21 protein-coding genes are annotated in these 20742 nt (G+C 64.6%); 17 read left to right on the forward strand and 4 right to left on the reverse strand.

Going from position 1 to position 20742, the window contains the following annotated elements; translation table 11 throughout:
• The first annotated feature begins 21 nt into the window (after window positions 1-21).
• On the forward strand, window positions 22-1836 hold the full coding sequence (locus tag ACRYLO_RS05505; protein WP_482661680.1) for a DUF885 domain-containing protein: 1815 nt from the start codon (window positions 22-24) through the stop codon (window positions 1834-1836).
• On the opposite strand, the gene ACRYLO_RS05510 is transcribed toward ACRYLO_RS05505, so the two are convergent.
• The 3 genes from ACRYLO_RS05510 to ACRYLO_RS05520 form a co-directional block, all read right to left on the reverse strand.
• Complete coding sequence (locus tag ACRYLO_RS05510) at window positions 1829-3619, reverse strand: cation:proton antiporter domain-containing protein (RefSeq protein WP_482659249.1); 1791 nt, start codon at window positions 3617-3619, stop codon at window positions 1829-1831. The two genes, ACRYLO_RS05505 and ACRYLO_RS05510, sit on opposite strands and share 8 nt — an antisense overlap.
• A gap of 116 nt (window positions 3620-3735) precedes the next feature.
• Window positions 3736-4560, reverse strand: coding sequence for a hypothetical protein (locus ACRYLO_RS05515; RefSeq protein ID WP_482659250.1), 825 nt, complete (start codon window positions 4558-4560; stop codon window positions 3736-3738).
• 96 nt (window positions 4561-4656) lie between these two features.
• Complete coding sequence (locus tag ACRYLO_RS05520) at window positions 4657-5880, reverse strand: NADP-dependent isocitrate dehydrogenase (protein ID WP_482659251.1); 1224 nt, start codon at window positions 5878-5880, stop codon at window positions 4657-4659.
• A 147-nt stretch (window positions 5881-6027) separates the two neighbouring features.
• Here ACRYLO_RS05520 and ACRYLO_RS05525 point away from each other — a divergent pair, with 147 nt between their 5' ends.
• Together ACRYLO_RS05525 and ACRYLO_RS05530 are read left to right on the forward strand one after the other, a co-directional pair.
• A complete protein-coding gene (locus ACRYLO_RS05525; protein ID WP_482659252.1) occupies window positions 6028-6759 on the forward strand; it encodes a phosphatidylserine decarboxylase in 732 nt (243 codons plus the stop codon).
• Window positions 6756-7547, forward strand: coding sequence for a CDP-alcohol phosphatidyltransferase family protein (locus ACRYLO_RS05530; RefSeq protein WP_482659253.1), 792 nt, complete (start codon window positions 6756-6758; stop codon window positions 7545-7547). Before ACRYLO_RS05525 ends, ACRYLO_RS05530 begins: the two co-directional genes overlap by 4 nt.
• Here ACRYLO_RS05530 and ACRYLO_RS05535 read toward each other — a convergent pair.
• A complete protein-coding gene (locus ACRYLO_RS05535) occupies window positions 7492-7707 on the reverse strand; it encodes a hypothetical protein (RefSeq protein WP_482659254.1) in 216 nt (71 codons plus the stop codon). The genes ACRYLO_RS05530 and ACRYLO_RS05535 overlap by 56 nt on opposite strands.
• 281 nt (window positions 7708-7988) lie before the next feature.
• On the opposite strand from ACRYLO_RS05535, the gene rpsB reads away from it, so the two are divergent.
• The 14 genes from rpsB to ACRYLO_RS05605 all read left to right on the forward strand — a co-directional run bounded on the left by rpsB (window position 7989) and on the right by ACRYLO_RS05605 (window position 20685).
• Window positions 7989-8846 (forward strand): 30S ribosomal protein S2, encoded by an 858-nt coding sequence (rpsB, locus tag ACRYLO_RS05540; protein WP_482659255.1) that lies wholly within the window; start codon window positions 7989-7991, stop codon window positions 8844-8846.
• A gap of 105 nt (window positions 8847-8951) precedes the next feature.
• Window positions 8952-9881 carry a translation elongation factor Ts gene (tsf, locus tag ACRYLO_RS05545; RefSeq protein WP_482659256.1) on the forward strand — a complete coding sequence of 310 codons (930 nt, stop codon included), beginning with the start codon at window positions 8952-8954 and terminating at the stop codon, window positions 9879-9881.
• Window positions 9882-10022: 141 nt separating this feature from the next.
• Window positions 10023-10733 carry a TonB-dependent receptor gene (locus tag ACRYLO_RS05550; RefSeq protein ID WP_482659257.1) on the forward strand — a complete coding sequence of 237 codons (711 nt, stop codon included), beginning with the start codon at window positions 10023-10025 and terminating at the stop codon, window positions 10731-10733.
• A gap of 104 nt (window positions 10734-10837) precedes the next feature.
• Window positions 10838-11569 (forward strand): UMP kinase, encoded by a 732-nt coding sequence (gene pyrH, locus ACRYLO_RS05555; RefSeq protein WP_294016785.1) that lies wholly within the window; start codon window positions 10838-10840, stop codon window positions 11567-11569.
• Between the two features lie 29 nt (window positions 11570-11598).
• The gene (frr, locus tag ACRYLO_RS05560) at window positions 11599-12156 is read left to right on the forward strand and encodes a ribosome recycling factor (RefSeq protein WP_482659258.1); all 558 of its coding nucleotides are present in this window, start codon (window positions 11599-11601) and stop codon (window positions 12154-12156) included.
• On the forward strand, window positions 12153-12893 hold the full coding sequence (locus tag ACRYLO_RS05565; RefSeq protein ID WP_482659259.1) for an isoprenyl transferase: 741 nt from the start codon (window positions 12153-12155) through the stop codon (window positions 12891-12893). The genes frr and ACRYLO_RS05565 overlap by 4 nt, the downstream gene beginning before the upstream one ends.
• Window positions 12890-13672 carry a phosphatidate cytidylyltransferase gene (locus tag ACRYLO_RS05570; RefSeq protein WP_482659260.1) on the forward strand — a complete coding sequence of 261 codons (783 nt, stop codon included), beginning with the start codon at window positions 12890-12892 and terminating at the stop codon, window positions 13670-13672. The genes ACRYLO_RS05565 and ACRYLO_RS05570 overlap by 4 nt, the downstream gene beginning before the upstream one ends.
• Window positions 13672-14829: a 1-deoxy-D-xylulose-5-phosphate reductoisomerase gene (locus ACRYLO_RS05575; protein WP_482659261.1), complete on the forward strand. Its 1158-nt coding sequence runs from the start codon at window positions 13672-13674 to the stop codon at window positions 14827-14829. Before ACRYLO_RS05570 ends, ACRYLO_RS05575 begins: the two co-directional genes overlap by 1 nt.
• Window positions 14826-15962, forward strand: coding sequence for a M50 family metallopeptidase (locus tag ACRYLO_RS05580; protein WP_482659262.1), 1137 nt, complete (start codon window positions 14826-14828; stop codon window positions 15960-15962). The genes ACRYLO_RS05575 and ACRYLO_RS05580 overlap by 4 nt, the downstream gene beginning before the upstream one ends.
• Before the next feature lie 71 nt (window positions 15963-16033).
• Window positions 16034-18790 carry an outer membrane protein assembly factor BamA gene (gene bamA / locus ACRYLO_RS05585; protein WP_482659263.1) on the forward strand — a complete coding sequence of 919 codons (2757 nt, stop codon included), beginning with the start codon at window positions 16034-16036 and terminating at the stop codon, window positions 18788-18790.
• The gene (locus ACRYLO_RS05590) at window positions 18790-19407 is read left to right on the forward strand and encodes an OmpH/Skp family outer membrane protein (RefSeq protein ID WP_482659264.1); all 618 of its coding nucleotides are present in this window, start codon (window positions 18790-18792) and stop codon (window positions 19405-19407) included. Before bamA ends, ACRYLO_RS05590 begins: the two co-directional genes overlap by 1 nt.
• On the forward strand, window positions 19404-19883 hold the full coding sequence (gene fabZ, locus ACRYLO_RS05595; protein ID WP_327519819.1) for a 3-hydroxyacyl-ACP dehydratase FabZ: 480 nt from the start codon (window positions 19404-19406) through the stop codon (window positions 19881-19883). Before ACRYLO_RS05590 ends, fabZ begins: the two co-directional genes overlap by 4 nt.
• A 120-nt stretch (window positions 19884-20003) precedes the next feature.
• The gene (rpmE, locus tag ACRYLO_RS05600) at window positions 20004-20234 is read left to right on the forward strand and encodes a 50S ribosomal protein L31 (protein WP_066660932.1); all 231 of its coding nucleotides are present in this window, start codon (window positions 20004-20006) and stop codon (window positions 20232-20234) included.
• Between the two features lie 124 nt (window positions 20235-20358).
• Window positions 20359-20685, forward strand: a complete 327-nt coding sequence (locus tag ACRYLO_RS05605) for a PilZ domain-containing protein (protein WP_482659265.1) — start codon at window positions 20359-20361, stop codon at window positions 20683-20685.
• The last annotated feature ends 57 nt before the right edge of the window (window positions 20686-20742 follow it).

The following is a 20742-nucleotide window of genomic DNA, read 5'->3' on the forward strand; positions in this document are numbered from 1 at the left end:
GATCCCGACCTCCTGATGACGCTGCACCGCCGTTCGTTTGTCCAATCGGTCGGCGCTGTAGCACTGGCCAGCGCAGTACCCGCCGCCGCCCGGGATACGGGCCTCGCGGGGTCGGGGGATGCAACGCTGCGGTCGCTGCTCGATCGCATCTTCAGCGACCGGATGACGCAGAGCCCTGAAGGGGCGACGGCGTTGGGGCTCGACACCGGCAAGAACGCTGCACTCAAGTCACAGCTGTCGGGGCGCAGCGCGGCGGACGCGGCGCGCGATCTGGCGCGAGCGAAGCGCGAACTGGCGGCGATCAGGGCAATCGAACCGGCGACCTTGGGCGAAAATGCGCGGCTCGACTATGACATCGTCACCTACCAGCTGGAGCGCAGCATCGGCGGCCGTGAGCGCTTTAGCTATGGCGCGGCCGGCGGGCGATATGCGCCTTATCTGTTGAGCCAGCTGACGGGTGCCTATCAGGACGTTCCCGATTTTCTCGACAATCAGCATCGCGTGCGGGATGCGGCGGACGCCGACGCTTATCTCGCCCGCCTTGCGGCGTTTGCGAACGTGCTCGATCAAGACAGCGAGCGTCAGCGCGCGGACGCCGTACGCGGGGTGTTCGCGCCCGACTATATTCTCGACACCACGCTGAAGCAGTTTGCCGCGTTGCGCGACCAGGCACCCGGAGCAACCGGTATGGTCACGTCGTTCCGGGCCAAGCTTGCGGCCGCCAAACTCCCGCCCGAGCGTGCGGTGGAGGCCGAGAAGATCGTTGCCGACCGGATCTTTCCCGCGCTCGACCGCCAGCGGGCGCTGATCCGCGACCTGCGCAGCCGGGCGACGCATGACGCGGGCGTCTGGCGCCTGCCCGATGGTGAGGCCTATTATGCCGCTGCGGCGGAGGCCGCGACGACCACGCAGCTGTCTGGCGACGAAATTCACCGGATCGGGCTGGAGCAGGTTGCCGAGATCAGCGGTCGGATCGACACGATCCTGAAGGCGCAGGGCATGGATCAGGGCAGCGTCGGCGCGCGGCTGGTGGCGCTGAACGAGCGGCCCGACCAGCTATTCCCCAACACCGATGCCGGACGCGCGGCGCTCCTGGAAAGCTTGCGGGCGCAGGTTAAGGCGATGGAACAGCGGCTGCCCGAACAGTTCGCGGCATTGCCCAAGGCGCCGGTCGAAGTCCGCCGGGTTCCGCCCGCGATTCAGGCGGGGGCTCCGGGCGGCTATTATCAAGCGGCGAGCCTGGATGGCTCGCGCCCGGGCATCTACTATATCAACCTGCGCGACACGTTCGACCGGCCCAAATTCGGCCTCGCCACGCTCAGCTATCATGAGGCGGTGCCGGGACATCATCTGCAGGTCATGCTCGCGCTGGAATCGCAGGATATTCCGCTGATCCGCCGCCGGGGTGGCTTCAGCGGCTATAGCGAGGGCTGGGCGCTCTACACCGAGCAGCTTGCGGACGAGATGGGCATGTATGACGGCGACCCCCTCGGGCAGGTCGGCTATCTTCAGTCGCTATTGTTCCGCGCGACGCGGCTGGTGGTGGATAGCGGGCTGCACGCCAAACGCTGGAGCCGGGAGCAGGCGACCGATTACTTCATTGCCACCACGGGCATCGCGCGCGGCCGCAGCCAGGGCGAGATTGATCGCTACACCGTCTGGCCGGGGCAGGCGTGCAGCTACAAGATCGGCCATTCCGTCTGGGTGGAGCTACGCGACGAAGCAAAGGAAAAGGCGGGCAACACATGGGATCCGCGCCAGTTTCACGACGTGCTGCGGCGCGGCGCAATGCCGCTCGACGTGCTGAAACGCGTGGTGCGGGCGCGCTTCAGCTGACGCTTCCGCCCTCGGCATCGCCCTGCCGCACCCGGCGGATGCGCGGTTCGCGTTCGAGGCCGGCGGCTTCCTTGATCGCCTTGCGCATTTCGTCGCGCTTTTCGTGGATCGACGCGATCACCGGGCCGACCGCGACGCCGAGGTCCACGAGCGCGGCTTCGGAAAGTTGCAGCGAGCTTTCGAGCGTTTCCGGGACCGCATCGGTCGCGCCCGCTTTGTAGAGTTCGGCGGCGTGGGTGGCGTCGCGGGCGCGGGCGATAATCGGGATGTGCGGAACCCAGCTGCGCACCCGCCGTGTCAGGCGTACGGTCAGAACGGGATCGTCCATCGTCAGGATCAACGCCTTGGCATGGCCGAGGCGCAGGCGATCGACCAACTCGGCGCGTGCGACGTCTCCAAAGATGACGGAATATCCCTCCCGCCGGGCAGCAGCGACGCCATCGATATCGGCGTCGACCGCGACATAGGGCATGTCATGCGCGCGCAGCATCTCGGCGACCGTGCGACCGACGCGGCCGAAGCCGATGATCACGGTGCCGCCGGGGACCACCGCTTCGGCGCTGGCATCGCCACGTACGCTGTCGCGCTCCTCGATCTTGCGTGACGCAAAGCGGCCGGCCTTGGCGAGCAACGGGGTGATGGTCAGCCCGATTGCGGTCACCGTGGTCCAGAATGCGGCGGTCGATGGCTGGATCAACCCGGCAGCTGCCGCGACGCCAAGCACGATCAGCGTGGTTTCCGACGGGCTTGCCATCAACACGCCGGCTTCGGCGGCGGTCCCGGTGCGCGCGCCCGACAGTTTCAGCAGCGCCATGGTCACGCCGACCTTGATCGCCATGACGCCGAGGATCGCGGCGAGCAGTAATGCCCAGTCCTGCATGATCATGCGCGGGTCGAGCCGCATGCCGACCGTGATGAGGAAGACGCCGAGCGCCAGCCCCTTGAACGGGGCAGTAATGACCTCAACCTCGCTGTGATAATCGGTCTCGGCGATCAACAGCCCGGCGAGCAGGGCGCCAACGATCGGCGACAGGCCGACCACTGTGGTGGCGAGGCTGGCGACGATGACAACCAGCAGGCTGGCGGCGAGAAACAGTTCGGGCGACTTGGTGCGCGCGGCCTGAGCGAACAGCCGGGGCAGGAAGAAGCGGCCGCCGACGAACAGTAACGCGACGACCACGCCGCCGCGCAGCAGCGTCATTGCGAAATCGCCGACCCCCGCATCGGCTGCTGCGGGGGCAAGGGCCGCGAGCAGGAACACGATCGGCACCAGCGCCAAATCCTCGAACAGCAACATGGCAAGCGCCGACTTGCCCACTGCGCTGGTGGTTCCGGCGATCGGCAGCACCAGCGCGGTCGACGACATGGCAAGCGCCAGGCCAAGCCCCATCGCCCCGGTCCAAGGCTGACCCATGACATACAGGCCGGTGGCGATCAGAGCGCCCGCGCCGAGCAATTCCGCCGCGCCGACCCCAAAGACCAGGCCGCGCATCGTCCACAGGCGTTTGAACGACAGCTCGAGGCCAATCGAAAAGAGCAGCAGGATGATGCCTAGTTCGGCAAAGGGCTCGATCGACTCGGGGTCCGAGATGGTGAAGTAGAACAGCCAGGGCAAGTTATCGACCAGCTGGCCCAGACCCGCCGGACCGACCAGCGCACCGACCAGGATGAAGCCGATCACCGGGCTGATCCGGAAGCGGGTGAAGGCCGGGATGACGATCCCCGCCGCGCCTAGGATCACCAGCGCGTCGCTGAATCCGCTATTGGACAGGTCAAGGGCCATGAGCGCACCCTAGCGGGCGGCGAAACGATTTGTCACCGGTGGAGCGTGGCGGATCAGGACTTTATTCGCGCGGTCGGCGAACGCGACTTGGCGCGCGCAACAGATGGCACAAGAACCTAACGGAAATTCTCGGCGATCCTCGCGCGCAGATCGCGGCGGGTAAGCGCGGCGCTATAGACAGGCTTCAGCTCGGCGACTTTTGCATAGCGTGCGTTAGCGCCATTCGCCTTTAGCCCGAGCCGCTCACACATCCGCCGGCCCGCGGGTGAGTCGCCGATCGCGATGATGTTGAGCGCCTTGGGTATGTCTTCCTCAAAGAACTCGTCATGAATGTGCCACAGCAGCACCCGACCCAGCGTACGCAGCAGCGTGCCGCCGGGCAGGTTGCGATAGGCGGGCAACAGGCCGACGGCCAGGACCACGACATATTCGGCTTTTGCGTTCTGCGCGCCGGGAAGAAGGTCTGCAAGGACAAGCTCGTCGTCGGGCTTGGCACCTGTTTCGACCGCGCGGCCCGCTTCTGTTGTGACGGGCCAGACGGTTGCCCAGCCGACCGTGCGCTCCGACGCACGCTCGACCAGTGCGATCAGCCGGCGATTATTGTGCTGTTGCGCCGCTTCGACCACGTCGAGCGGGATGTTGCTGTCGGGGAACACCTTGGCCGTGACATCGAGGGTCAGTCGGCGGGCACCCTCTACGGTGTCGATCACATGGCAATAATAGGGTGGCTTTTCATCATCCTCGCCAAGATCCGCGGTCCCGACTTGGCCGCTGTCGGCCTTCAGGGCCGCCCGCAGCGCAGCGGTGACGAACCAGAGCGAGGCGAGCACCACCCCGCCAATGGCGAGGCCGACAACCACGCGGGCCGGCTGGCCGACGATCGAGATGCCGTCGCCCATTTCCTTGAGCGCAGTTGCGATGCCGAAAGCGGTGGCCGCCACCGCGAGCGTCCTGCCAGGGGCACGCTTCGCGGTGGCGGCGATCACCGCACGGAGGCGGTCGAAGGCTAGCGCAGGTGACCAGCCCGCCATGTTGGCTTAAGCCCAGCTGGCCATTTCGGTCTCGAGGTTCTGGCGGATCGCCTCGAAGAACTGCTCGGTGGTCATCCACGGCTGATCGGGACCGATCAGCAGCGCGAGGTCCTTGGTCATCTTGCCGCTCTCGACGGTCTGGATGCACACGCGCTCCAGCGCCTCGGCGAACTTGGTGACTTCCGGCGTGTCGTCGAACTTGCCGCGGAACTTGAGGCCGCCGGTCCAGGCGAAGATCGACGCGATCGGGTTGGTCGACGTTGCCTTGCCCTGCTGGTGCTGGCGATAGTGGCGGGTGACGGTGCCGTGCGCCGCCTCTGCCTCGACCGTCTTGCCGTCGGGCGAGAGCAGGACCGAGGTCATCAGGCCGAGCGAGCCAAAGCCCTGTGCGACCTGATCCGACTGGACGTCGCCGTCATAATTCTTGCACGCCCACACGAACTCGCCGCTCCACTTGAGCGCGGAGGCGACCATGTCGTCGATCAGGCGGTGCTCATAGACGATGCCCGCTTCCTTAAACTTCGCGTCAAAACCTTCGGTCTCGAACACTTCCTGGAACAGGTCCTTGAAGCGGCCGTCATAGGCCTTGAGGATCGTGTTCTTGGTCGAGAGATAGACCGGCCACTTCAGGTTGAGGCCATAGTTGAACGATGCGCGCGCGAAATCGCGGATCGAATCGTCGAGGTTGTACATCGCCATCGCGACGCCCGAACCGGGGAAGCTGAACACTTCGCGGTCGATGACCTGGCCATCTTCGCCTTCAAACACGAGGCGCAGCTTGCCGGCACCGGGAACACGGAAGTCGGTCGCGCGATACTGGTCGCCGAATGCGTGGCGGCCGACGACGATCGGCTTGGTCCAGCCCGGGATCAGGCGCGGAACGTTGCTGATCACGATCGGTTCGCGGAACACGACACCGCCCAGGATGTTGCGGATCGTGCCGTTGGGCGACTTCCACATTTCCTTGAGGTTGAATTCCTCGACGCGCTGTTCGTCGGGGGTGATCGTCGCGCACTTCACGCCGACGCCATATTCCTTGATCGCGTTGGCGGCATCGACCGTGATCTGGTCGTTCGTTTCGTCGCGCTTCTCGACGCTGAGGTCGTAATATTTGAGGTCGATGTCGAGATAGGGCTTGATCAGGCGCTCACGGATCCATTCCCAGATGATCCGCGTCATTTCGTCGCCGTCAATCTCGACGACGGGGTTTTTGACCTTGATCTTCGCCATGCTCGCTTTCCTGTTCATATCCGGGAGGAAGGGTTTGGCCGAGCGTCTAGGAGCAAGCGCGCGCGCGATCAAGCTATGGCAGACACCGGTATCGGCGCACGCCACGCAGGATTGTGTTGCGCGGATGGCACAGCTAGACCCCCGCTCATGGCTTCACTCGATACCCCGCCCGCCGTCACCAACACCGTCAAGTGGCGTTTTCCCTCGGTCCATCCGGAGGGACGCAAATATGTGCTGATCTCGGCGGCGATCACCATCCTGTTCCTGTTCGCGATCTGGGACGAGCTCGGTTTCGCCTTGATCGGCGTGACCATCTGGGTCGCCGCCTTCTTCCGTGACCCGATCCGCGTAACGCCGCAGGGGCAGGGGATGATTATCTCGCCCGCCGATGGATTGGTGACGATGATCGAACGCGTGCCGGTGCCGCGCGAGATTGCCGGACCGGAGGGATTGAACGAAGCGACGCGTGTGCGCGTTTCGATCTTCATGTCCGTATTCGATGTCCATATCAACCGCACCCCGATGGCCGGGACGATCCGTCAGGTCGTCTATATCGCCGGCAAGTTCCTCAACGCCGATCTCGACAAGGCGAGCGATGAGAATGAGCGCCAGCATTTCGTCATGGAGACGCATGACGGCACCCGCGTTGGCTTCACCCAGATCGCGGGCCTTGTCGCGCGGCGCATCGTGACCTTCGTCAAGCCGGGTGACATCGTCGCAGCGGGGCAGCGCTTTGGCCTGATCCGGTTTGGCAGCCGTGTCGACGTGTTCTTGCCCGATGACTATGCCCCTCAGGTCGCGCTGGGTCAGCGTTGCCTGGCCGGCGAAACGCTCGTCGGCCTCAAGGGGGGCGTCGCGGCGCAGGGCGTGGCGCAATGAGCTTGCGCCCGCGCCGGCAGATGCGCGGCCTTCCGCTGCGCGCGGTTGCGCCGAATGCAGTGACCGCGCTGGCATTGTGCGCTGGCCTGACCGGAATCCGCTTTGCCATCGGCGAAGAATGGGAACGGGCGGTGTTGATGGTTATGCTGGCCGGCGCGCTCGATGGCATCGATGGCCAGGTCGCGCGGATGGTGCGGGCGGAGAGCCGCTTTGGCGCAGAGCTCGACAGCCTGTCCGATGCGATCTCGTTCGGCGTCGCCCCGGCGCTGATTCTCTATCTCTGGTCGCTGATGACCGTGCCCAAGCTCGGCTGGATTGTTGCGCTACTCTATGCGGTATTCTGTGCGCTGCGGCTGGCCCGGTTCAATTCGCAGCTCGATAACGAGGTCCAGCCGCGCAAGCTGGCCGGGTTCCTGACCGGCATTCCGGCACCCGCCGGCGCGGCGCTGGCGATGCTGCCAATCTATGTCTGGCTGTGGAGCGAAGAACCGCTCGCGCGCTCCCCATGGATCGTCGCGCCATGGGTCGCGTTTGTCGGCCTGTTGATGGTGTCAAGCATCGCCACCTATTCGTGGAAATCGCTGCGTTTGCGCCGGCACGTGCGATTTGAGGCTCTGGTCGTCGTCGTTATCCTTGCCGCCGCGCTGGTGACCGCGCCGTGGCAAACGCTGACCTTCATCTGCCTTGCCTATCTCGCGACGCTGCCGTTCAGCGCGCGATCCTATGCGCGAACTATGCCGCGGCCCGCAGCGGGGCCGAAATCTGCCGGGGTGCCGCCCGCAGTGTAGCGCGGACGCGCGGCGCCTGAACCGGGGCGAGTGCTGGCATGGCATCGCCGCGCAGCAGGGCGCGCATATAGTCGATGCGCGGGGCGATCGTGACGAACATCGCCCAGATCGACGCTGCGAGTGCGGCGGTGAACAACAGCGTGGCAAGAACAGCAACCATCATGTGCCTCCCGGATTCTTCCTAAGCGACTGGAATCCTGAGGATTCGTGACGCCTAAGCGCGGGCAAGGTTCCCTGTCCGCCGTGTGGACCCTTTATGTTCCATTAACGTTCCAACTGTCAAGTGGCGCAATCCGCTTTTGTTCTCTTGCGCTCTTCCGCGTTCTCGACTAAGCGCGCCACCTTCAACCCCGCATGGGAAGCAACATAACCCGGTGCTGCGGACCGTCACGGTCTTCGGTCACTCGCTTCCCAGAGGCTCAACCGGAAGGAATTATCCCTATGGCGGCACCTGTCGTCTCCATGCAGCAGTTGCTCGAATCGGGCGCGCACTTCGGTCACCAGACGCATCGCTGGAACCCGAAGATGAAGCCGTATATCTTCGGCGACCGCAACGGCGTTCACATCATCGACCTGTCGCAGACCGTGCCGCTGTTCGCACGTGCGCTCGAGTTCATCAGCTCGACGGTCGCTTCGGGCGGCAAGGTTCTGTTCGTCGGCACCAAGCGCCAGGCGCAGGACGCGATCGCCGAGGCGGCGCGCAAGTCGAACCAGCATTTCGTCAACCATCGCTGGCTGGGCGGCATGCTCACCAACTGGAAGACCATCAGCAACTCGATCAAGCGCCTCAAGACGCTTGAAGAACAGCTGTCGGGTGACACGCACGGCCTGACCAAGAAGGAAGTGCTGAACCTGACCCGTGAGAAGGACAAGCTGGAGCTTTCGCTCGGCGGCATCCGCGACATGGGCGGCGTTCCCGACATCATGTTCGTGATCGACGCGAACAAGGAAGAACTGGCGATCAAGGAAGCCAACACGCTCGGCATCCCGGTCGTCGCGATCCTCGACTCGAACGTCTCGCCCGACGGTATCGCATTCCCGGTTCCGGCGAATGACGACGCCAGCCGCGCGATCCGCCTGTACTGCGAAGCGGTCGCCATCGCGGCGACCCGCGGCAACAACCAGGCGCAGATGAGCAGCGGCGATTTCGGCGCGGCCGAAGTGCCGCCGGTCGAAGCAGCGCTGGCTGAGCCGGTTGCGGCCGAGCCGGCTCCTGCCGTCACAGCCGAGCCGGAAGCCCCGGCCGCCTCGACCGAGCCGGAAACGGCTGCCGAGGGCGAGCGCCAGATCGACGCGTAAGCGCTCTGGTCATCGAACCGTAATGGGGGCGGGGCAGGGCGTTTCAGCTTTGTCCCGCCCGCACCATATTTGAAGCAAACCGCTTACAGCACGAGGAATACGAACATGGCCGAGATCACTGCAGCAGCCGTCAAGGAACTGCGCGAGAAGAGCGGCGCCGGCATGATGGACTGCAAGAAGGCGCTGACCGAAACCAATGGCGACATCGAAGCGGCCAGCGACTGGCTGCGTTCGAAGGGCCTCGCCGCCGCCGCCAAGAAGTCGAGCCGCACTGCGGCTGAAGGGCTCGTCGGCGTCGCCGTCGCGGGCACCAAGGGCGTGGCCGTTGAAGTCAACTCGCAGACCGACTTCGTTGCGAAGAACGAAATCTTCCAGGGCTTTGTCCGCGAAGTGACCGGTGTTGCGCTCGAGCAGGGCGTCGATGATGTCGAAGCGCTGAAGGCGCAGTCGATCACCGGCGGCACGATCGAAGACGTGCTCGTCGCGAACATCGCCACGATCGGCGAGAATCAGGTGCTGCGCCGCGCGAAGAAGGTCGAAGTGACCAACGGCGCGGTGATCCCGTACGTCCACAACGCCGCGGCCCCGGGCCTTGGCAAGATCGGCGTGCTGGTCGCGCTCGAATCGGACGCGGGCGCTGACGTGCTCGAGCCGCTGGGCAAGCAGATCGCGATGCACATCGCCGCTGCCTTCCCGCTGGCGCTGTCGGTCGAGGACCTCGATCCGGAAGTCGTCGAGCGCGAAGCCGCGATCCTGCGCGAGAAGAACGCGGACAAGATCGTCGGCAAGTCCGACGAGGTCGCCGCGAAGATCCTCAACGGCCCGGTCGAGAAGTTCAAGAAGGAGAACGCGCTGCTTACCCAGGCGTTCGTCATGGACGGCAAGACCCCGGTCGGCGACGTGATTGCAAAGGCAGGCAAGGACGCCGGCGCGACGATCACGCTGGTCGACTATGTCCGCTTCCAGCTCGGTGAAGGCATCGAGAAGGAAGAGAGCGACTTCGCAGCGGAAGTGGCTGCGGCGGCTGCTGGCTGATCGCACGACACTGAGCGAACAAGAGGGGCGCGGCCAGCGATGGCCGCGCCCTTTTCTGTTTGGGGATGCTACCGATCCCGCCAGCCGATTGACTCGGTCAAGGCCGAGGCAGAAGCTCTCGATCTCAAAGGATCGGGGAGGGTGGCTGTGCTCAAGACGTTGTTTTCAGTGCTGGCGCTGGGCGTGGCACTGCCGGCGCTCGCGCAGGACTTGGCTTCGCAGGAGGTGGTTGTCACCGCCAGCCGGGTCGAGCAGGATGATTATGAGCGCGACATGCCGGCGGTCGGCCTGCGTCGCACCGCAGACTTTCTGGTTCAGGAAGTCGTGATCCGCGGAGATACTCGCGATCCCAAGCAGCGCGGGGCCGAAATCCGCCAGATGCTGGCACGCGCGGTCGAGATGGCGGGCAAGCATGGCGTACAGCTGGCGTTCGGCGACTATATCCTGACGCCACTCACCGCAGCCAATCTCGACGAGGTGACGCTGTCCAACGACAACCGCCCCGACAGCCAAAAGGTCGAGTTTCTGGTCAAAGCGCCGCTCGGCGGCAAGGAGAGCGGCGCGACCGCCGAAAAGCGCATCGCGGCCTATGCCGATGCTGTGCCGGAAGTCGGGCGCGCGCAAATGGATATCAGTGGCGATTCGTCGCTTTCGATCGTCGGTCCTGACCAATATCGGCTGCAGATCGCAGAGAGCGTGATGGCTGATGCGCGCGCGCTGGCAGAGCGGATGGGGGGCGGATACTCCGTGACGATCGAGGGGCTCAACATGCCGGTTCTTTGGACGCGGGCGGGGCTGTCTGACGTGATGCTATATATTCCCTACAAGCTGGTCATCGTCCCAAAGCCCTGACTGGTCGCCCGCGCCATATCGCAGCCGGTTTCCCCGCTTGGCTTCGCGCGCGCCCGCGCCTAAGGTCCGCGCCGCTCCCAACCCCCGACAGACATTAGGGCCAGATGACCGCGCCACGCTTCAAACGCATCCTCCTCAAACTCTCCGGCGAAGTGCTGATGGGGCAGGGGCAGTTCGGGATCGATCCCGCCACCTGTGAGCGCGTCGCGCGTGAGGTGAAGGCGGCGACCGAGGCGGGGTTCGAGATCTGCATGGTCGTAGGCGGCGGGAATATCTTCCGGGGCCTCGCGGGCGCTGCGCAGGGATTCGAGCGGGCGAGCGCCGATTATATGGGCATGCTCGCCACCGTCATGAACGCGCTGGCGATGCAGAACACGCTGGAGCGGCTCGGCGTTGATACCCGCGTGCAGTCGGCGATCCCGATGGCGTCGGTCAGCGAACCCTATATCCGGCGCAAGGCGATGCGGCATATGGAGAAGGGTCGTGTGGTGATCTTTGCCGCCGGGACCGGCCTGCCGTTCTTTACCACCGACACCACCGCTGCGCTGCGTGCCGCCGAGATGAATTGCGACGCGCTGTTCAAGGGCACCAGCGTCGATGGCGTTTACAATGCCGACCCCAAGAAGGTCGCCGACGCGACCCGCTATGAGGAACTGACCTTTGACCGCGTGCTGGTCGACAATCTCAAGGTGATGGACGCGACCGCGGTGGCGCTGTGCCGCGACAATGACATTCCGATCGTGGTGTTCAACATCCGCGACGAGGGCACGTTGGAAGCGGTCTTGCGTGGCGAGGGCACCTCGACCATCGTCCGCAACCAGCCCGTAACCGCTTAAGTTAAGACAGAATAAGAGGAACCTGAGCTATGGCCGCATATGACAAGGCCGATCTGGAGCGCCGGATGAACGGTGCCGTCGAATCGCTGAAGCATGATCTGGGCGGGCTGCGCACCGGACGTGCGAGCACCACCTTGCTCGAGCCGGTGACGGTTGAGGTCTATGGATCGCACATGCCGCTCAACCAGGTCGCGACAGTGTCGGCGCCCGAGCCGCGCATGCTGAGCGTGCAGGTGTGGGACAAGTCGAATGTCGGCCCGGTCGACAAGGCGATCCGCTCGGCGGGCCTGGGCCTCAACCCGATCGTCGACGGGCAGAATCTGCGCCTGCCGATCCCGGACCTGACCGAAGAGCGTCGCAAGGAACTGGCCAAGCTCGCCAGCAAATATGCCGAGGCGGCGCGCATCGCGGTGCGCAACGTGCGTCGCGACGGCATGGACAGCCTGAAGACCGACGAGAAGAAGGGCGAATTCGGCGAGGATGACCGCAAGCGCCATGAGGCCGACGTCCAGAAGCTGACCGATGCGACCATCGCCGAAATCGACGCCGCGTCGAGCGCGAAGGAAAAGGAAATCCTTGGCAAGTGACGTCGGCCTCTGCGCCTCTTCCGGCTAGTCCGGAAGGCGGGGCCGTTCCCCGCCATGTCGCCATCATCATGGACGGCAATGGCCGTTGGGCGAAGGCCCGACGGCTGCCGCGCCTTGCCGGGCACAAACAGGGCGTCGAAGCCGTGCGCCGCGTGTCCCGGGCAGCGCGCGAGCAGGGTATCGAGGTGCTGACGCTCTACGCCTTTTCATCGGAGAACTGGCGGCGACCCGAGGAGGAAGTGCGCGACCTGATGGGGTTGCTGCGCCATTTCCTGAAGAATGAATTGAAGGATCTGGTCGCCGAGAATGTGCGGTTGCGCGTGATTGGCGACTATCGCGCATTGTCGGGCGATCTGGTCGCGATGATCGACGATGCGATTGAGCGCACCGCGTCGAACAGCGGCGCGACGTTGGTCATCGCACTCAATTATGGCGCGCAGGCAGAGATCGTCGCGGCGGCGCGACGGCTGGCGGCGGCAGCGCAGGCGGGTGAGGTTGCGCCCGAAGCGATCGACGAGACGATGTTCAGCGACGCGCTGACCACGCACGGTCTGCCGCCGCTCGACCTGCTCATCCGCACATCGGGCGAGCAACGGCTGTCCAACTTCCTGCTGTGGCAGGCGGCTTATGCCGAACTGTTGTTCGTCGACACATTGTGGCCGGATTTCGATGGCGAGGCGCTGGCTGATGCGATTGCGCAGTTCGGGCGGCGGCATCGCCGGTTCGGGGGTCTGTGACGCCGGTTCCGCCCCGCCGTAACGCCGATCTTGGCACGCGCGCCGTTGTCGGGGTCGCGCTGATCGCCGTAGCCGCTGCAGCCTTGTGGTTCGGCACGTTCTTGTTCTGGCTGCTCGTGACGCTCGGCGCGCTGGCGATGATCCATGAATGGGGTGGCCTGCACGGCGCCGATGCGGGACAGCGCAAGCTGGCGCAATATGCGCTGATGGTGCCGCTGGCGATCCTGTCACCGCTGGCGGCCGGGCCGGGCTTTCTGGCGCTGGGGCTGATTTTCGGCGCGTTTTTCTTCCTCGCCGTCGTGACGCGCAGCGGCGCGCTGGGGGCGGGGGCAATCTATGTAGGATTGCCGGTGCTCGCACTTTTGTATCTGCGCGGGCATGAGAACGGTCTGATGCTGGCGTTCTGGGCGATGGCGCTGGTGTGGGCGTGCGATATCGGGGCCTATTTTGCGGGGCGCGCGATCGGCGGACCCAAGCTGATGCCGGAGGTTAGTCCGAACAAGACGTGGGCCGGGTTGATCGGCGGCGTGATCGCGGCGACCGGCTTTGCGCTTCTGTTGACGCATTGGGGCCTGCCGATGATGCTGGCGCTGGCGACACCGCTGCTGGCGATGCTGGCGCAGGCCGGGGATTTGTACGAAAGCCAGCTCAAGCGCCGCGCGGGGGTGAAGGATTCGGGGACGCTGCTGCCTGGACATGGCGGCGTGCTCGACCGGCTTGACGGGCTGGTGCCGGTGGCGCCGGTCGCCGCGCTGCTGGTCGTGGTTCAGGGGCTTTGATGAAACGGGTAACGATTCTTGGCGCGACCGGATCGGTAGGCACGTCGACGCTCGACTTGATCGAGCGCGAGCCCGATGCATTCGAAGTCGTCGCGCTGACCGCGAACTGCGACGTCGCCAAGCTGGCGGCAGCGGCAAAGCGCGTGTCGGCCAAGCTGGCCGTGGTGGCCGATCCGTCCTGTCATCAGGCGCTGGTGGACGCGCTGACGGGGACGGAGATCGCGGTCGCATCCGGTCCGGAGGCCGTTTGTGACGCGGCGCGGATGGGTGCGGACTGGACCATGGCGGCGATCGTCGGGACGGCGGGGCTGAAGCCGGTACTGGCGGCGCTGGAAGGCGGGCAGGCCGTCGCGCTGGCGAACAAGGAGTCGCTGGTGTCCGCCGGTCACGTGATGATGCAGGCCGCCGCCGCGACCGGCGCGACGCTGCTGCCCGTGGATTCGGAACATAATGCGGTATTCCAGTGCCTTGAGACGCAGAATGCAGATCGCGTCGCACGCATCATCCTGACCGCAAGCGGCGGGCCGTTTCGAGAGCGCACGCTGGCGGAGATGCGCGCAATTACTCCCGAACAGGCGGTGGCGCATCCCAATTGGTCGATGGGTGCCAAGATCAGTGTCGATTCGGCGACGATGATGAACAAGGGGCTGGAACTGATCGAGGCGTTCCACCTGTTCCCTGTGACCGTTGAACAGTTGGACGTGATCGTCCACCGCCAGTCGGTGATCCATTCGATGGTCGAATATGTCGACGGATCGGTGCTGGCGCAGCTCGGTTCGCCCGACATGCGCGTGCCGATCGCGCATGCGCTGGCGTGGCCGCGACGGATGAAGACTCCGTGCCAGCGCCTTGATCTCGCCACCATCGGCCGACTGGATTTCGAGGCGCCGGATTATGAGCGCTTTCCGTGCCTGAAGCTGGCGCGTGAGGCGCTGGCGGCGGGCGGAGCGCGTCCGGCGATCCTGAACGCGGCGAATGAGGTTGCGGTCGCGGCTTTCCTGAAGGGGCAGATCGGCTTTCTTGAAATTGCCGCAATCGTCGCAGATACCCTCAATCGCTACGACCCGGCCGCGCCGGATACGCTCGATGATGTGTTGGCGATCGATGCGGAAGCGCGGATTTTGGCGGGTGAGCGTGTGAAGGACTGCGTCGCTTGACCGAAAATCCCGGTTTCTTCCTCTACCTGATCGCATTCTTCCTGATCATCGGGCCGCTCGTCTTCGTGCACGAGCTGGGTCATTACGCTGCCGGCCGTTATTTCGGGATCAAGGCCGAGGCGTTCTCGATCGGGTTCGGACGCGAGGTTGCGGGTTTTACCGACACGCGCGGCACACGGTGGAAGTTCGGGTGGCTCCCGCTCGGCGGCTATGTGAAGTTTGCAGGCGACATGAACCCGGCGGGTCAGCCGAGCCCCGAATGGCTGGCGTTGCCGGCGGCGGAGCGGGCACAGACATTCCAGTCGAAGCCATTATGGCAGCGCGCGATCGTGGTAGCGGCCGGGCCGATCACCAATTTTCTGGTCGCCATTGCGATTCTGGGCGCTTTTGCCTTTGCCTATGGCGAAGGAAAACGGCCGCCCGTCGCAGCCGCAATCGAGGCGAACAGCCCGGCAGCCGCCGCCGGACTGAAAGCCGGAGATCGCTTCGTCGCGATCGGCGGGCGTCAGGTCGATTCGTTCAGCGACATGTTGCTGTTTACCTCGATGCGGGAAGGCATGTCGGTGCGGATCGTCTATGTTCGCGACGGGCAGGCTGCCAGTACCGAGGCGGTTATCGGGAAACTTGTCGAGAAGGACCGGTTCGGCAACGTGACGAGCCGGGGCTACCTTGGCATCGCGCCGACGGATGAGATCGTCCGCACGCCCATTGCGTGGTGGCAGGCTCCCGGTTCGGGTCTGCGCCAGACCGTATCCCTCGTTGGAACGATGGTCGACTTCCTTGGCCAGCTAATCATGGGGCGCGTCCCCGTAAGCGAACTGGGCGGGCCGCTGCGAATCGCCAAGGCATCGGGCGAGCATCTTTCGCTCGGGTTCGAGGCATTCGTGTTCCTCGCCGCGCTCATCTCGATAAATCTGGGGTTCATTAACCTCCTGCCAGTCCCAGTGCTGGATGGCGGCCATCTTCTGTTCTATGCCGTCGAAGCGGTGCGCCGGAAGCCCGTCGAGCCTGAGGTGATGGAATGGGCGTTTCGCGGCGGAATGATGGCGATACTGGCATTGATGCTGCTGGTGACATTCAACGATCTGGGCGCATTTGGCGTGTGGAAAAGCCTGGCCGGGTTGATCGGCTGAACCGGTTGGGGCAGGGCGTGCGAACGAGCGCAAGCTTCCGACCAAAATCTCTTGGATCCGACTGGGGTGGGATGGTGACGGCTATCAAGGTTACGAAATTCGGCGTGCGCGCCTCTGCGGTCCTGCTGGCTGGCACGACCTGGTTTGCGCTCGCCACCGCCGCGCAGGCCCAGCAGGCGCCAGCCCCCGCTCCGGTCGCGCAACAGCCCGCCCCGCTGCCAGAGGCGTTGGAGACGCGTACGATCCGCACCTTGCGGGTCGAGGGTACCCAGCGGCTCGAGCCGGAGACGGTGTTGTCCTACACCCGCCTGCGGGTCGGCCAGAGCTACACTACCGAAAGCCTTGACCAGGCGATCCGCGACGTGTTGGCGAGCGAACTCCTCGCCGACGTCACGATCGAGGGCGTCGAGTCGGGCGAGATCGTGTTGCGCGTGCGCGAGAACCCTGTGATCAACCGCGTCATCCTGGAGGGCAACAAGCGCCTGAAGGACGACAAAATCGTCAAGGAAATCAAGCTGGCCCCGCGCCAGATGTTCACCCGCACGGCGGTGCGCGCGGACGTCGCCCGGATCGTCGAGCTGTATCGCCGCCAGGGCCGCTTCGCCGCGACGGTCGAGCCGAAGATGGTCAGCCTTGACCAGAATCGCGTCGATATCGTGTTTGAAGTTCGCGAAGGACCCAAGTCCAAGGTCCGCCAGATCAACATCATCGGCAACGAGCAGTTTTCCGACGGCAAGCTGCGCGGCGAGATGGCGACCAAACAGGCCCGCATCACCACGATCATGAGCTCCAACACGAGCTATGATCAGGACCGCCTCGCCTATGACCAGCAGAAGCTGCGCCAGTTTTACCTGACTGAGGGCTATGCTGATTTCCGCGTCGTTTCGGCGGTCGCGGAGCTGACCCCCGACAAGCGCGACTTCATCATCACTTATGTGATCGAGGAAGGTCCGCGCTACAAATTCGGCAAGGTCTCGGTCGACAGCAACATCCGCGACTTCGATGACGAGGCCCTCGCCAAGGGTCTCGCGATGAAGGAGGGCGACTGGTACAACGCCAAGCTGGTCGAGGACACGATCGACCAGCTGTCGGAGACGGCCGGCGCGTTCGGCTATGCCTTTGCCAATGTCAGCCCCGACTTCCAGCGCGATCGCGAGAAGTTGACGATGACGATCAACTTCAACATCGCCGAAGCGCGCCGCACCTATGTCGAGCGGATCGACATCACCGGCAATACCCAGACGCAGGACAAGGTGATCCGCCGCGAAATGCGTCTGGCGGAGGGCGATGCGTTCAACACCTTCCTGGTCAAGCGGTCGCAGGACCGCATCAACTCGCTCGGCTATTTCAACGAAAAGTTCGAGATCGAGCAGAAGGAAGGCTCGGCGCCTGATCGCGTCATCCTGACCGCCAATGTCGAGGAGAAGTCGACTGGCGAACTGACATTGTCGGCGGGCTTCTCCAGCCTCGAGCGGTTCATCTTCCAGGGATCGATCCGCCAGCGCAACTTCCGCGGCAAGGGTCAGGACCTGCGCCTGTCGGCCGATTATTCCAGCTATTCGAAGTCGGTCGAGCTGGGCTTTACCGAGCCCTATCTGTTCGACCAGAATGTCGCGCTGGGCGGCACGATCTTCCGCCGCGACTATAACTCGTTCAACTATCTCGGCACCGACCGCCGCACCACTTATCAGCAGGTGTCGACCGGCGGGCAGGTGGTGCTGGGCGTGCCGCTGACCGAGTATTGGACCCTGTCCGGGCGTTATTCGCTGACGCATGATTCGGTGACACTGGACGAAAGCACCTTCTTCACCGACGGCGAGTGCGATCCGCTCAAGGCCGGGCGTTATCTGTGCGAGGCGCTGGGCAAGCGCTGGACGTCGAGCGTCGGTCTGTCGCTGATCTACGACAGCCTGAACAGCCGTTTGCGCCCGACGCGCGGCCAGCGGCTGGTGCTGGGTACCGATTTTGCGGGCCTTGGCGGCGACGTGAAATATCTGCGCGGTCGTTTCGACGCCGACAAATATTGGAACATCGGCAGCGGGTTCATCTTCTCGGCCGGGCTTGAGGGTGGCTATATCCACAGCCTCGAAGATGCCGAAGCGGGTGTGGACCCGGTCCGCATCACCGATCGCTTCTTCCTGGGCGAGCCGCAGTTCCGCGGCTTCGACATCCGTGGCGTCGGCCCGCGCATCCAGCGCATCAGCTATACGGGCACCGTCGCTGGCGGGAACCAGGCGTTGATCACCAACGAAGACCAGATCTTCGACGATGCGATCGGTGGTCGGGCCTATTATCTCGGCAAGCTGGAGCTCGAGATCCCGCTGGGTGCGGGTGCGCGGGAAATGGGCATCCGTCCGTCGATCTTCTTCATGGCCGGCGCCAATTGGGGCGTGCGTGAGCCGAACAAGACGGCGGCGTTTACCCAAGCCACCGACTCCTCCGGCAATCTGCTGTTCAATGCGGACGGCTCGCCGTCGCTGTTGCCGATCCAGACGCCCCAGTTCGATTCCGAAGGCCGCGCGCTGTACGCCGTGTCGCTGGGCGACTCGGTCGCGCCGGGCGCGCTGACGACCTGTAGCATCGGTTATTCGGCGACGCTGGGCGGCGCGTGCTCGGGAACGTCGATCAACACGCGCTACAACCTTCAGACAGATCCGTTCATCGAAAACTTCCTGGGCAACTCGCCCAAACCGCGCCTGTCGGTTGGTATCGGCGTCAACTGGAACTCGCCGTTCGGGCCGCTGCGGCTCGACCTCGCGCATGCCTTCCTCACCCAGAAGGGTGACGACACCAAACTCTTCACATTCAACGTAGGGACTTCATTCTAATGGGTAACACCAAAACCATTCTCGCCGCGATCGCGGTCGCGGGTGCCACTTTTGGCGCCGGCGCCGCCGCTGCGCAGGCGCTCGTCGACACCAAGGTCGCGATCGTCGATGTGGATCGGATCATGGCCAGCTGCACCGCCTGCACCGCGGCGTCGCAGCAGCTGCAGGCCCAGCGCACGCAGCTTCAGCAATTTGCGCAGCAGCAGGCGACCCCGCTGCAGACCGAAGAAACCGCGCTTCAGGCTGCGCTCAAGGCCGCCAATGGCAAGCCCGATGCCGCGCTGACCGCGCGCATCCAGGCGTTCCAGCAGCGCCAGCAGACCGCGCAGCAGCAGTTCAACGAGCGTCAGGCGACGTTCCAGCGCAACGTCCAATATGTGAACCAGCAGGTGGCACAGCGGATGGTGCCGGTGATCGAGCAGATTTCGCAGCAGCGCGGCGCGCATATTGCGCTGGCCAAGGATGCGACGCTGTATTCGGCAACCAACATCGATATCACCGATGCGGTGCTCGCGGCGCTTAACCAGCAGCTGCCGAGCGTGCAGACCGTGGCGCCGCCGCCGCAGCAGCCTGCGCAGCAGCCCGCACCGACCCAGCCGGCACCTACCGGCCGGTGAGCGACGCCGCCGAAGGAAAGGCCGCTATCGGCCCGCTCGACGTGACGCGGGTGATGGCGGCGCTGCCGCATCGTTACCCGATGCTGCTCGTCGACCGGGTCGAGCAGCTGATCCCCGACGAGCGGATCGTCGCGATCAAGGCGGTGTCGATCAACGAAGAGTTCTTCCAGGGACATTTCCCGGGAAGGCCGATCATGCCCGGCGTCCTCCAGGTGGAGGCGCTGGCGCAGGCGGCGGGCGTGCTGGCGGTCGAGAGCCTGGGCCTCGCTGGAACGGGCAAGCTCGTCTATTTCATGTCGATCGACGGCGTGAAGTTCCGCAAGCCGGTCGAGCCGGGCGTGCTGCTGCGGCTCGAGGTCGAATTCGTGCAGAAGCGTTCGCGCATCTGCAAGTTTGCGGGCAAGGCCTATCTGGGCGACGATCTGGCGACCGAATGCGAGTTCACCGCGATGATCGCGGACCCGCCCAGCGCTTAGTTTGGCGCAGCGTCAGCGGAACGCTCCCGAAGTCCATTGCAAGACCGGCGCGCCTCTGTTAGGGGCCGCGCCTTCTTGTTGCCGGTCGGAAACCGGCGCGCAAATTCAAGGAACAGACACGTGAAGCCCGATACGCACCCCGATTATCACATGATCAAGGTCCAGATGACCGACGGCACCGTCTATGAGACGCGGTCGACCTGGGGCAAGGAAGGCGATCTGATGCAGCTCGAGATCGATCCGCTGGCGCACCCGGCATGGACCGGTGGCCGCGGCCAGATGCTCGACAGCGGCGGTCAGGTCGCGCGCTTCAACAAGCGTTTCGGTGGTCTCTCGCTTTCGAAGAAGTGAGCGGCGCGGGCCTTGTGCCCGGCTGAACCCGATAGCACGGCCCGTCCCGGAACCCCGGGGCGGGCCGTTTGCGTTCGGGCAAGCCGTTAACGCGGCTTTAGCCATCGCGACCTAGGTTGCGTCTATGGTTTTCACCGGCAAGCGCAGTTTCACCGCAGAATTTGAACCGGCAGTGCTGGGCCGTCGGCGCGCACCGCGTGCGCCGGTGTCACTGGACGCGAAGGTCGGCCGTGGGGGACTTGATCGCGCGCTGTGCAAGGTGGTCGACCTGTCCACTCATGGTGCAAAGATCGAGACCTATTCGGAGCTTCGTCGCGATTCGGTGATTTGGCTGACGCTGCCGCATGTCGGCCATTGGGCGGCGCGCGTAGTGTGGTCGAACGACTTCGAGGCAGGGCTGGAGTTCCAGATCCCGCTGAGCGAGGACGAGTTCGAGGCGCTGGTCGGCTGAAGCTGCGCATATCGGTTTGAGCTTGCCGGCGTTTCCGCTTAAGAGCGGGCAAACGCC

The sequence above is a fragment of the Sphingomonas sp. SDUR79 genome (assembly GCF_056821745.1).